Raw genomic sequence first — 12,618 nt, forward strand, 5'->3', positions numbered from 1 at the left:
GCTTTACCTGCTTTCTAAAAAATGGTCAATATAAGCATTCACATCTCTTGGGTTATCTAAGCTCGTAGCATGATGAGCATGTTTTATTACTTTTAATGTAGATTTTGGAATCATTCGATTCATGTGCACTTGCTGGTGCCGTACCAAGATATCGTATTCGCCGTATAAAATTAAGGCAGGACATAGGATCTTCTCTAGATCTTTACTAGAATCCATTCGAGTAACAGCATCCCAAATCTTCACCCAATTTTTTCGTGGAAGCATACTGACCGTTTCTTTTATAAAGACTTTATTGTCTGGATTGTACGTTGAAAAAAAGCGCGCTTGCAATCTGGCAAAAACACTCATAGATAGATAACGATTTGATACTAGGTTCATTGGATAGAGCCACTTCTCGACCCAATTGAACTGACTCGTAAACGGGGCACCTATTAAAATGATTGAATCAACTCGCTGGGGATACCTAATAGCAGTTTGGATCGAAATATGTCCTCCCATAGAAAGCCCGCATAAGGTCGCTTTTTCAATCCCTAAATGATCTAGTAAACCGATCAAGTCACGTGATAAATCCTCTGTATCAATTCTTCCAGGCGGAAGGGTAGATTTCCCATGCCCTCGGACGTCCCATACGATTACTTGATAATGGTTTGAGAAATACTCTACTTGAGGATCCCAGAGTTTATGGTTCCAGGAAGCCCCGTGCGTAAAAATGATCGGTTCACCTTCCCCATGAACTTCATAATACAGCTCAACATTATTTACGTTGCATGTAGGCATCTATATCTCCTCCCATAAGATTGTATGCAGTTATAATCTTTTCCAAGTTACTTTATTTACTGATAATATGCCTAGAAAATGATCATTTTCTACATCCAAAATGCAAAATAACACCACACGATTACGAGCACGGCGCTTAGTAGGATCGTCCACCATTTCTCGCTGCGAATATATGCCTCAATTCCGTTCACTAGTGACATAACGATTAAAACGTAGAAGATAAGATTTCCGTAAATGCCTTCAAAGCTATTCATGAAGCCTAAAATGAGTGCTGCGATGGTTGCAAACAGTAATAATGTATGGATAATTGCAAAAGGAGTACTAACAGGATCTTTTTGATCTTTAAATAACTGTCCCACTTTATCATCTCTTTCTATTTAAGCAGTTAATTAACTCAGGGAAATGAGTCAGTTGGGTGCTTCATTGTATTTTTTAAATGTGTAATTATTCGTATTTATTTATTATTGTTTTATGTAAATAATAATTGCGTCAGTTAGCGCTTATTGCGACTGTTCAACCAATAATTGTGTAAATTTCCTATTCAATTGTATCTTCTTTTTCATTTATTGCGCCGGTCCATGCTCATAAATGATTCAATCTCGGTTATCAAAGTACCCTATACAAAATTCTTCACTATGATTTGATTCGTCCGTAGTCATTTCTCCGTAATGACGGGGCCCGAGCAAGGTTTCCTTCTCGCAAAATTGAACGACGTTTTTTCCTTTTTTCGTGACTCCATATAAATATTCAAGCTGAGGCTCGTCTGCAAACACAACTTTGTAATGGCCATGATAGACATCATTATTTATAAGGTGTTTTGGCTGTAGATATGCGTGCTCGATAATATCTTCCTCTGAATAACCGAGTTCTTCTAAATGCTGAGGAATATGCTTATTTACAAGGTGTTTATGATAAGGGTTGCCGTTATTTAAAATGTAGAATAAGCTGATAGGTATTAGAATCACGGCCGCCGCTAACAGACTAAACATGATTAATAAAATTCTCTTGATCATCAATCTTCCTCCCTCAACCCATCCACATACTTCTTAGCTTCAACAAGAGACAGACCTATTTCATCCCTGACTAATTTAACCGCTTCTACCGTTTGTCCTTTCTTAAGTAGTTCACGAATCTCATCATCAACTGGCAAACCTGTTACACCAACTTGCTCAGAGATTCGATCCAGCTTATATTCTATTTTTTTAAGCCGCCTATCCGTGGTGCTAATTGATAATAAAATGAAGCTTAAAATAAATAAGATAATATAGTCCATGAAATCGCCTCCTTATCACCATCCCAAAAAGTAAACACCACTTCCGTATACACTTAAGCCTATGGCACCCATAAGAACTATTCCACTGAGCCCTCGATTTTTCTCCCACATAAAGATCCCTTGTCCAACAAGGTAGCCTGTGATAAACCAAGTGCCGATTAGACTAATAAATGGTCTGCTAATGACGGATCCAATAAGCATTAGCAAGGTCCCCATTACTCCAAAACTGGCAACGACGGCAATCATCGGTTTAGTCTTTAATTCACTTTTCAACTCTGATTTTTCATCAGGAGTCATTTTATCTGATTCAGACGTAGCGATATATACTAGAATCCAAATAATAAATATGATAAAAAGTAAGTCTCCCATAAATGCTGCCTCACTTCCTGTTTAACAAACGTGGGTCAAAAAATCAATCTTTTAAAATACCAATTACTTGTCATTCTACCATAATCATACCAAATCAATTCTAAAGAAATCATAAAGGATGGAATGGAGGCAAAACATCTTTTCAAAAAAAGAGCAGCCGCATATTTCGCAGCTGCACGACTCGCCCTTCTTAGCCCTAAATTTTTGTGAATCTGTTCATATATATTCCCCTGATTCGCTTTATGCTTCAACTATATCCCAGAATTAGAGCGGTTTTTCACAAATCAAGCAAATTTAGGCTTTTCCTGCTAAATCCATTGCTTAGGGTACTGCCTATCTTTGAAAAAATTATTGTATAGGACGGAGATGATAATCAGCACAATGGAGGTAACGGCAATGGTCATTAAGAAGCCCCAGCCTGCTTGTGTGTTAATAGCAACCATACCGCTTGCCGCTGCCGGAGGATGCACAAGCTTCATGACTATCATTAAGAATAATATCACGGCCAATGTGATCCCAATTGTTAAATGATTTCTACCAAAGATATCCCAGATTGACAGTGCGGTTATTGAGGCTATTAAATGACCGCCGAATATTTGTCTTGGCTGTGAAAACGGACCTGCATGAGCTGCAAATACAAGTAAGCAGCTAGCTCCCATTGGCCCTAAAATCATCGGATACCCTAAGAGCATTGCAATTCCACTAATAACAAGGATAGCAATAAAACTGCCTGCTGCACTAACCATGCTATCTTTAATAGGAACACTAGAGGTTCTAACTTGATCGCCTTTCATTTTGCTAAAGTAATGATAAAGCGTTGTGTAAGCAGTTTGAGTTTGCTCTTTTTTTATGTCTCTCTCCACATCTCTCTCCCCTTTTAATACTGTAAATCAATAAATATGTCCTTAAACAGTGTATAGGATATAACAAAAGTATGTAACCCAATAAATATACTTTAAGTGTTGTTTTCTTTCTTTAGCGAATTAAGTTTATCCTCGATCCGCTGCAGCTGCTTGTTTCGTTTGATTGATTGTCTTATAAAGAATATCACCACTGCTGGAATGGCAATCAATGTGATTAGAGCAATGAATTGATATAAGATGGTTCCCCAGTCCATATTTTCCCTCCTCCTGTCTTTTACGTTAATCTTTTGGCAGTTTTCTTTCTACGAGTTTCCACATAACCCAGCCAAATAAGAGTCCGCCAATTAGAAATGCAAATAAAATAGAGGCGAAATCGATGATCCATCCATCTGTTATATACATTGAAAAATTCATTCCATGTTCAATAAAATTCATAAATAAATAGAAAAGAACAGCTGTAGTAATTCCCCAGCTCAACACACCTTCTGTCAAAATAAAATGCCATTTCCCCTTATTTTTAATTTCTTCTAAAGTTTTCTTTTGACTAAACAATCATTTCACCGCCAACTGCATTAATTCATATCCCCAATATAAACGGGAGACTGTATTCTCTGTACGTATATATAAAAGCATTCTTCATTCATTTGATTTTTAGTAAGTAGCACACTTCCTTTTTGGATAATGATTTCCTTAGCAGAGCTTCGTATATTCATGTCAGTCTCCTTTAAACGAATCAAGATGATCCCAGCAGTATACGAGATCAATTACCTTTTCGCCTCTAATCTCTCCTTCTACTCGATCTATCAGCTTGCCGCCAATCGCTTCATAAAAGTAGCGTGATGGATTACCTTCTAAGACAAGACAAAGCATAGATTGATAGCCGGATCTTATCATTTCATCTACCACTTGACGCACTAGGTGCACACCTATTCCCTGCCCTTGATAATCCTTTAAAAGATAGATGATATGTAGTTCTCCATCATAACCTTCATAATTTCCGCTTCGCTCTTTTCCTCCAGCAGCAAAGCCAATCACTTCACTGTTATCATTTTCTGCAACAAACACATGGCCTGTTGGGATTTGCTTAATCCAAGACTTCTCGCGTTCTTCATAAGAGAGACCTGCTAATAATTTATCAGAAAATAATCCTTTGTAAGTCGTTCGCCAACTGTCTACATGGACTTTTGCAATTCCTGCTGCATCAGCTACGTTCGCTTTTCGTATATTCAACAGTCCCACCCCCTTCTATATTTTACCACTTCAGATAAGGTAATCCTACTTTAAATGTTCTTCAGCATTTCCCCTAGTTTACGAATACCGGTCTCTATTTCTTCGTATGCAGCAAAGCCGTAAGAAAGTCTAATGTATTGTGTTGAGTGCTTGTCATAAATATTTCCAGGGTTGATGAGGATTCCTGCAGATAGTGCTTTTTCAAAAAGGTGTTTATTTTGAACAGGCGGCAGGAACTTTAACCAAATGAAAAAACCCCCTTTTGGTACATTCCATTCTGCCACGGAGCTAAGATGTTTGGATAGAGCATTCAAAGCAATATTTCTTCTAATCTTAAGTTCTTCTCTTACCTTTGCTAAATGGAGTTCGTAAGTCTCGCTCTTAAGCCATTCAGCTGCTACGTGCTGGGAGAGTGAGCTTGAGCCGTAATCCGTTTGCATTTTTAAATCGGCTAAGCGGTCAATCACAGATTCTGGTCCGACAACCCAGCCGATCCTTAGTCCAGGTGCAAGTGTTTTAGATAAGCTGCCTACATAAAGAACATTTCCATATGTATCACTTGCTTTAAGCGGTTTAGGCGGCTTTTCATCGATCCATAAATCACCGTATACATCATCCTCAATAATTGGTATTTGCTCGTCCTCACATAGCTGCATTAATTGTTCACGTCTTCTCTTGCCCATTACATAGCCAGTTGGGTTATGAAAAGTCGGGATGGTATATAAAACAGAATGTCCTTTTGAGTTATGCAGATCTTTCATACCTTTAGGAATAGGACCTTCTAAGTCTGCAGGTATAGTTGCTAATTTCATCCCGCCTGATTGAAAGATAGAGAGTGATAGTACATAAGAAGGCCTATCTACGTAAACAGTTGAGCCCTTATTTAATAGCCCAATTGATATTAGCTGTAACGCCTGGAGGGCTCCGGATACAATTAGTACAGACGATGGTGATGCTTGAATCCCTTTTGATTTCAGAAGATTGCATATTTCTTCTCGTAACTTAAGATTTCCTTTCGGTTCCTCATACCCAAGTGAAAGTAAAGTCGACGAGACGTTTTGTACAAGCTTCTGAAATGCTTCTTGTGGAAATAGATCAGGTGAAAGTTCACTTTTTCCTAATTGTATAAGTTCGTTTTTTGATTCTAATTCATTGATCATCTTGACCGTTTTCATACTTTCCTTATGCATACCTAGCGTTATATTGCCGCTCCAATTAATCGGTTTATCTACTTTCATAAGAGACCAAGTATTATTGGCGACAATCGTTCCTTTGCCTACATGTGACACTAACAATCCATTAGCTTTTAATTCTTCAATCGCAGTGATAATGGTGCTTCTATTAACTTGAAAAAGATTAGCTAACTCACGCTGGCTCGGAATTTGGCTCCCGATGGTCCATTCGCCGCCTGTAATTTTTGCGGTGATTAAATTCATCACCTGCTTATATTTTGCCTGCTTCACCTGATACCCTCCTCACCCTAAATTGGTTGGGTTTTTATTTTCTGACTGGTTGGAGACATTGTACCATTTGCCTTCTACAATAGAAATCAATGAGACAGATTGGTTGGTAATTTAAGGGGGATATATATGAATCGAAAGGCTTTTATTATGGCGTCTATTACCATTTTAATATGGGGTTCAACATTTGCGGCGATTCGTGCGAGCTTACAAGGAGGATATGATGCGGGGCATTTAGTGTTAGTGCGTTACCTCATTGCTTCAAGCTTATTTTTACTCTATGCTTTGTGGCCAAAGGTAAGCTTTAAGCTTCCCCACACACGTGACCTCCTACGTATTGTTGTACTAGGCTGGGTCGGCATCAGCCTCTATCATATCGGGGTCACTTTTGGGATGGAGACCGTTTCAGCAGGGACAGCTGGAATGTTGATTGGTGCAGCACCTATATTTACTGCATTAATTGCTCTAATCGGATTGAAAGAAAGGCCGAATGCTGCAGGCTGGTTTGGGCTAATCGTTGGATTTGTGGGGATTTTATTAATTACGCTAGGCTCAGGCGAAGGCTTATCAATTTCTAAGGGTGCTTTTTTTGTTTTAATGGCTGCAGTGGCGACTTCAATCTTTTTTGTGTTTCAAAAGCCACTATTAACTCGCTACAGTCCGATTGAATTAACAGCCTATTTTACTTGGGCAGGAACGATTCCTTTTTTTCTTTTTGCACCAGGGCTTGTCACTTCTCTTCAACAAGCAAGTCTTGAAGCACATCTAGCAGCTTTATTTGTAGGGATTTTTCCGGCGGGCATCGCTTATGTAACATGGGCCATTGCGTTATCCAATGGGAATGCTGGTGCTGTGACGAGCATGATGTATGCCGAACCTGTGATTGCGGTTATCGTCGCATGGCTTTGGCTGAGTGAATGGCCAGCTGCCCTTTCTTTATTCGGTGGCGCGGTAGCATTGTCAGGTGTATTGATTGTACAGCTTTTAGGAAGCAGGCCCAGAAAAATCAACAATAAGGCTGCGTGAAGAAGAAAAGCCTGAGTAGAGTCTACTCGGGCTTAATTCTTCTTTTTTACTAACAGGGATATAAGAATAGCTGCACTTAAAGAAAATAGTAAAAATAGCGGGAAATAATTAGTTACAAAGTTCCCTGATTCTTCTTCTTGTTTCGTGGCTTTAACTGGTGTAAATTCTTCTTCAAGAGATAGATCTTTATAGTCATCCTCTGAATCAACTTGAGTGACTGGACTGCATGGGCTGTTTATAAATTGGTCATCGTCAACACTTAAGTAAATCAGATAGGTCTGATCCTTTTGGAATTCATAGCCCCAAGTAAAGTCCACTTGCATCTCCAGTGCGGAAGGTACTTGTTGCTTCCAGCTCTTAACCACTTCTACTTCAACCGGATACATATAATCATGTGGTTTTTTATTTAGATTAGTAACTTTTCCGATAATAGCAAGATCAAAATAATTGATTACAGGCTCTTCAAACTCAATGCAGCTAAGGGCATGAGTTGAATTGAGCGATAAAACAGTTAGCATTACGATCAAGAAGGTCAGCGGAACGAGTTTTTTTATCATTAGATCCCTCTTCCCCATCATTGATTAATTGGTTGATTTAGAATTACTTGATTTCTTGAATCATCTCTACTCGATTACCGAATGGATCTCTAAACTCAAAGCGTTCAAAGCCAGGAATCGGCACTGAATCAAGAATCTCAATCTTGTTCTCTGATAAACGATCTCTCCAAAAAGAAATATCTTCTACATGGTAGGCAACATGCGCTTTTGTTGATAGTCTGTCAAAGCCTTCTTCTGTTCCTACATGTACTTGCAGGCTGCCAGCTTCAAGCCAAAAGCCGCCTCTTCCTTTTAGTGACTCAGGTTTTTCTACTTCTTTAAGCCCTAGAATATTGCAGTAAAAGGACTTCCCTTCTTCCTCTGCTCCTTTTGGTATCGTTATCTGAACGTGATCTACCCCTAAAATCATATATATTCCTCCTGCTCGATTAGTAATCTCACTTTTATTATAGCAGAAAATTCCAATATTCTTAGGGTTGGTAGATAATTAGGTTTTAGTCAGCTGCTAATTGATTCGAAGTTGAATAGTTAAGTAGTAATAAAGTAAATACATGTATCCGTCAGCTTGCTGCCGTCTGCGGACCTATCTTCGTTCTTTAAAAGGGGCACGTAAGCATAATCTTTCCGTTTGAAATGATTTAGGTGCTTTTCTTCGTATGGTATTCATTGTTTTTCATCCTATTCTTAGTCTTTATACAGTTGTAAACTTATCTGATGAACATATAACGTCACTGCATTGATTAAAGTTACAAAGTCTACCAACATTTATTCTTATAACGAAATAAGCCAAACCTATTACGGTTTGACTTCTACCTAACTTTAGCTATTAGATTCTTTTCATATGCTCTAACACATAATCAATTTCTTCTTTTATTGTGTACTTTCCTAGACTAAATCGTATCGCTCCCATTCCCTCTTCTTCACTTACTCCCATCTCGCTTAACACGGGTGAAAGGGTTACTTCCCCTGCATGACAGGCAGAGCCTGTTGATGCGGCAACTTGTGACAGCTGTGCTAATACCTCTTGGCCGATACGACCGATCATATTAATATTCAGCGTGTTTGGCAGGCGGTGGTCAGGGTGGCCGTTTAATGAGATCTTCTCTTGAAAATATTCCTTTAATTCTCCCCAGAAATAGTCTCGCAGCTGCTTGATTTCCTCGTTTTGATGCAAGTTTACTTTTGCTAACCTGCACGCTTCCCCTAAGGCTGCTGCAAAGATTACATTTTCCGTACCAGCGCGCAACCCTCGTTCATGCCCGGCACCATGCATAAAATTGCTCAGTTTAACTCCCTCTCGTATGTATAGCGCTCCAATTCCTTTAGGGGCATAAAGTTTATGTCCTGCGAAGGTTAATAGATCTACATGTAAGTCATCTACGTCGATCTCAAGTTTTCCAAGAGATTGTGACGCGTCAGTATGAAATAGAATTCCTCGTTCTTTAGCCAGCTTTCCTATTTCTTTGATCGGTTGAATGGTTCCAACCTCGTTATTTGAGTGCATAACCGAAATGAGAATGGTATCCTCTGTTATTGCTTGTTCAATTTCATCAGGATCTACACGGCCATACTCATCGACGCTAACATAGGTGATTTTTGCGCCTTGCTGTGATAAGTAGCGGCAAGGCTCTATAACAGCAGGATGTTCAATGCTTGTTGTAATAATATGGTTACCTTGATCTTTGTAATGATCATAGACTCCTTTTAACGCATGGTTGTTAGATTCTGTCCCTCCGCTTGTGAATATGAGCTCTTCAGGGTTTGCCCCGATTAGGTCTGCCATTTGAGTTCTCGCCTGCTCAACTGCCCTTTTTGCATTTCTTCCAAACTGGTGCATGGCGGAAGGGTTTCCAAAATCATTTTCTAATAAGGGCAGCATGACCTGGCGTACTTCAGGTGCAATCGGAGTACTTGCATTGTAATCTAAATAGACTTGCCTCATCGTCTAACATCCTTTCAACGTATTATCGACTCATGCTTTTATGAAGGCTGCTCGCTTTTCTTAACCGTTTATACAAAAAGTCTGGATTAGAAGCTAAGATGACACCGGTTAAAATCGCAGCTCCACCGATCACCTGATTCAGTGTTAATGTTTCTGCGCCAATTACAACAGCAATAATCGCTGTAAACAAAACAATCAGGTGAAGAAAATTTGATGATTTAGCCGGACCGACTTGAATAATTCCCTCGTTCCAGCACACAAACGACACAATGCTTGGAAAAATAGCAAGATAAACAACACCTAAGATCACCTCTAGCGGCAGTTCTGAAATTGCTACCGGTGCGTAGGTTCGTTCAAATAAGAAAAAAGGAAAGAGCCCGATCATGCCGATGTACATTGTAACGAGAAATGTCGGGCGCTTTGGCAGCCCGCCGCTGAATTTTTTCATGACAACCGAATAAATGGACCAGCAAAAAACACCGACTAACACGATAAGGTCTCCCGGGTTAAAGGTCAAGCTGAGCAAGCGCTCAAAACTTCCCTGTGAGATAACGATAATGACTCCAATAAGAGAGACGATCACTCCAGCAAATTGAACCGTTGAAAAACGTTCTTTTAAGAAGAATACAGATAAGATAACGATTAATAATGGTGACAGCGAATTAACGAGCGATGCATTGATTGATGTGGTGTATTGAATGGCTATGTAAATTAATGAATTAAAGCCTGCAACGCCCGTAAACGCCATAAGCGTAAGTACTTTCCAATGCGCCATAAGCACCTTCTTGTGTTGTTTCAGCTCTTTGTAGACAAATGGCAAAAAGAATAGGCTTGCCAACGTCCATCTTATTAAGGAAAGCTGCAACGGGGGAACATATTCTACGATCAAGCGGCTGAAAACAAAATTAGTACCCCAAAAAAACGTTGCTAATACTAATAAGAAATAAGGATATCGCTGAATGGTTGATAAGATTGCATTCACCTTAAAGCCCCCTCTAGTACATTAACTGATAAAAGTATTTTAATAAGGATAACATATTTCGGGAGTCTAGTGTTTGAATAGTCTAACAGAAATAGAATAGAGCTTGGGTTATTTGGTTGTTTGTTAAGGATAGGAATAAAGCATTAATCTACTCATTTAGAAACTCACTGAAAAAGTTCCCACCTGCCAAAGTTGTTGACTTCCGCTGCAGGGACTCGCTTTCCGCGGGCGGACCGGGAGCCTCCTCGTCGTTACACTCCTTTGGGGTCTCCCATGGTCAACGCACATTCCGCAGGAGTCTGGTCCCTTCCGCTCCAATCAACGAAGGAAGGAGGTTGCATAGTGCTCCTATTTTTATAAGCAGCTGTCCAATGACCTTAAAAGATGAACTCAAGGACGTCTGCTTTTTTAACATTTGAACTGAACCATAACTAAATCACTCCTCATAATAATTGCATAAAGCAATAACCTAGCGGATGAACTATACGGAGACTTCTACGGGGCCTAGAGCAGGAGTGAGATCCCACAGGGCGTTGCCCGAGGAAGCTCACTAGCTCCCCGTGAAAAGCGTAGTAAAGTTCAGGAGCGGCGATCCTGCGGAAATACGAAGTGATAATGAGGTACTTCTAGGTAAAAAGCCTAGAGTAAACTCTAAGCTTCTAGTCGACAATGTTTACTTATTATTATAATGATTTCATTTCTATGAGCCCAAGGCACACGCCGGTCGGATCCACAATATAGGTCATATAAAAATCATCAAATTCCATCTTTTCTCTTAAAACCATTGCGCCATGTTCGATTGCTTTACCGATGGTTTCATCAAGACTATCCACTTGTATTTGGATTCTTGTCCCGTGAGGAAAATCTCTCGGGCCTTTACTGATGCCGCCTATAAGAGCGTTTTGTTCCGCAGTTGTTTGATATTGAACAGATCTATAATCCCAATGAGGTTCTGAAACCTCCCACCCAAATACTTCCGTATAAAAAGCTGCAGCTTTTTCTGGTTGTTGACTGCTGATTTCAAAACCGATTACTTTGCCCATAGTCTATCTCCTCACTAGTATTTGTTTGTATTAATTTTTCTTTCCTTGCTTGATTCAGAAATGCGTATTCCAATATATAGTAATTATATCATGTGAAATATTAAATCTAACAGATCTTGTTTTAAAGCCTAGAAAAAAGATACTCATAATGAATGAGTATCTCTACATCGTTGTTGTCTTCTGATCGTACTGCAACACTCTCTTCTTTCTTTTTCTATAAATAATCGCGTTGATTTCTGCTCCGACGACGAGAATGATGCCGATTAAAAAGAACCATAGCATTAAGATAAATATCCCGCCTAAACTTCCGTAGGTCTCTGAATAATTTCCAAAGTTACTGATGTAAACTGAAAAGCCTAATGAAGTCAGCTGCCATGATAGAGTTGAGAACACTGCACCAGGTAAGGCATGTTTAAAAGGTGTTTTCACATTCGGTGCAAAATGATATAGTGCAGCAAATATAATCACAGTAATTGTAATACTAAGAGCCCAGCGAAGAACCCTAAATAAAACCTCCATCTCAACTGGCAAATGACCGAATGATTTAATAAAATTGATGATCGTATCTCCAAACACTGGTAATATGAGAGCAACTAAGAAGGCTACAATCATTCCTAATGTTAGGGCGATTGATAACAATCTTGCTTTAATAAAAGAGCGGGTTTCTTTTACGTTGTATGCCTCGTTTTGAGCTTGAATAAATGCATTCATTCCGTTTGAAGCAGACCAAATGGTGCCAATTATCCCTACCGTAAGAAGCCCTCCTCTCTGTTCTGTCAGGATGCTGAGAATTTGTTCTTCAAATACAAGGAACGTATCATCAGGCATAATGCTTGAGATCACGCCCATTGCTTGGTCAGGATCAAAGTTTAAATAAGGGATGATAGAGAAGATAAGGATAAGCATTGGTATGAAAGATAAAATATAATAATAGGCTTGTGCGGCTGCGAGCAGTGGTACATTATCATTGGAAAACTCCGTAGCCAATGCTTTGCCATATGAGATGATCTTTTTCATAAAGTCCTCCTACAAAGATTGTTTCTCTTTCCTTTCCCTCTTTTACCCTTCATAACCCTAAAGTTTAATTTGTGCACAA

The 12,618-nt window shown here is 39.3% G+C and carries 17 protein-coding genes; 1 reads left to right on the plus strand and 16 read right to left on the minus strand.

Features of this window, described 5'->3' with window-relative positions:
- Window positions 1-3: 3 nt before the first annotated feature.
- The 10 genes from PQ478_RS09875 to PQ478_RS09920 form a co-directional block, all read right to left on the minus strand.
- Entirely contained in the window at window positions 4-777 is a 774-nt protein-coding gene (locus PQ478_RS09875) for an alpha/beta fold hydrolase (RefSeq protein ID WP_289236726.1), read from the minus strand.
- An 89-nt stretch (window positions 778-866) separates the two neighbouring features.
- On the minus strand, window positions 867-1,136 hold the full coding sequence (locus PQ478_RS09880) for a hypothetical protein (protein ID WP_289236727.1): 270 nt from the start codon (window positions 1,134-1,136) through the stop codon (window positions 867-869).
- Window positions 1,137-1,370: 234 nt separating this feature from the next.
- Window positions 1,371-1,790, minus strand: a complete 420-nt coding sequence (locus PQ478_RS09885; RefSeq protein WP_289236728.1) for a DUF3139 domain-containing protein — start codon at window positions 1,788-1,790, stop codon at window positions 1,371-1,373.
- Entirely contained in the window at window positions 1,790-2,050 is a 261-nt protein-coding gene (locus tag PQ478_RS09890; protein ID WP_289236729.1) for a hypothetical protein, read from the minus strand. Before PQ478_RS09890 ends, PQ478_RS09885 begins: the two co-directional genes overlap by 1 nt.
- Window positions 2,051-2,065: 15 nt before the next feature.
- Complete coding sequence (locus tag PQ478_RS09895; RefSeq protein WP_289236730.1) at window positions 2,066-2,419, minus strand: hypothetical protein; 354 nt, start codon at window positions 2,417-2,419, stop codon at window positions 2,066-2,068.
- A gap of 308 nt (window positions 2,420-2,727) precedes the next feature.
- Window positions 2,728-3,282, minus strand: a complete 555-nt coding sequence (locus PQ478_RS09900) for an HPP family protein (protein ID WP_075682340.1) — start codon at window positions 3,280-3,282, stop codon at window positions 2,728-2,730.
- Between the two features lie 92 nt (window positions 3,283-3,374).
- Window positions 3,375-3,536 carry a hypothetical protein gene (locus PQ478_RS09905; protein ID WP_012958707.1) on the minus strand — a complete coding sequence of 54 codons (162 nt, stop codon included), beginning with the start codon at window positions 3,534-3,536 and terminating at the stop codon, window positions 3,375-3,377.
- Between the two features lie 25 nt (window positions 3,537-3,561).
- Complete coding sequence (locus tag PQ478_RS09910) at window positions 3,562-3,834, minus strand: hypothetical protein (RefSeq protein ID WP_075682341.1); 273 nt, start codon at window positions 3,832-3,834, stop codon at window positions 3,562-3,564.
- Between the two features lie 162 nt (window positions 3,835-3,996).
- Window positions 3,997-4,521, minus strand: coding sequence for a GNAT family N-acetyltransferase (locus PQ478_RS09915; protein ID WP_354004547.1), 525 nt, complete (start codon window positions 4,519-4,521; stop codon window positions 3,997-3,999).
- Between the two features lie 41 nt (window positions 4,522-4,562).
- On the minus strand, window positions 4,563-5,975 hold the full coding sequence (locus PQ478_RS09920) for an aminotransferase-like domain-containing protein (protein WP_435521072.1): 1,413 nt from the start codon (window positions 5,973-5,975) through the stop codon (window positions 4,563-4,565).
- A 126-nt stretch (window positions 5,976-6,101) separates the two neighbouring features.
- Here PQ478_RS09920 and PQ478_RS09925 point away from each other — a divergent pair, with 126 nt between their 5' ends.
- A complete protein-coding gene (locus PQ478_RS09925; protein ID WP_289236732.1) occupies window positions 6,102-6,998 on the plus strand; it encodes a DMT family transporter in 897 nt (298 codons plus the stop codon).
- Window positions 6,999-7,030: 32 nt separating this feature from the next.
- On the opposite strand, the gene PQ478_RS09930 is transcribed toward PQ478_RS09925, so the two are convergent.
- The 6 genes from PQ478_RS09930 to PQ478_RS09955 all read right to left on the minus strand — a co-directional run bounded on the left by PQ478_RS09930 (window position 7,031) and on the right by PQ478_RS09955 (window position 12,539).
- The gene (locus PQ478_RS09930; protein WP_289236733.1) at window positions 7,031-7,555 is read right to left on the minus strand and encodes a hypothetical protein; all 525 of its coding nucleotides are present in this window, start codon (window positions 7,553-7,555) and stop codon (window positions 7,031-7,033) included.
- A gap of 43 nt (window positions 7,556-7,598) precedes the next feature.
- Window positions 7,599-7,964 carry a VOC family protein gene (locus tag PQ478_RS09935; protein ID WP_289236734.1) on the minus strand — a complete coding sequence of 122 codons (366 nt, stop codon included), beginning with the start codon at window positions 7,962-7,964 and terminating at the stop codon, window positions 7,599-7,601.
- Between the two features lie 417 nt (window positions 7,965-8,381).
- Window positions 8,382-9,497: a cysteine desulfurase family protein gene (locus PQ478_RS09940; RefSeq protein ID WP_289236735.1), complete on the minus strand. Its 1,116-nt coding sequence runs from the start codon at window positions 9,495-9,497 to the stop codon at window positions 8,382-8,384.
- Between the two features lie 22 nt (window positions 9,498-9,519).
- A complete protein-coding gene (locus PQ478_RS09945) occupies window positions 9,520-10,479 on the minus strand; it encodes a DMT family transporter (RefSeq protein ID WP_022627411.1) in 960 nt (319 codons plus the stop codon).
- Between the two features lie 683 nt (window positions 10,480-11,162).
- Window positions 11,163-11,522, minus strand: coding sequence for a VOC family protein (locus tag PQ478_RS09950; protein ID WP_289236736.1), 360 nt, complete (start codon window positions 11,520-11,522; stop codon window positions 11,163-11,165).
- A gap of 162 nt (window positions 11,523-11,684) precedes the next feature.
- Window positions 11,685-12,539: a YihY/virulence factor BrkB family protein gene (locus PQ478_RS09955; protein WP_289236737.1), complete on the minus strand. Its 855-nt coding sequence runs from the start codon at window positions 12,537-12,539 to the stop codon at window positions 11,685-11,687.
- Between the last annotated feature and the right edge of the window lie 79 nt (window positions 12,540-12,618).

Source organism: Alkalihalophilus pseudofirmus, assembly GCF_029094545.1.
Lineage (GTDB): Bacteria > Bacillota > Bacilli > Bacillales > Bacillaceae_D > Alkalihalophilus > Alkalihalophilus pseudofirmus.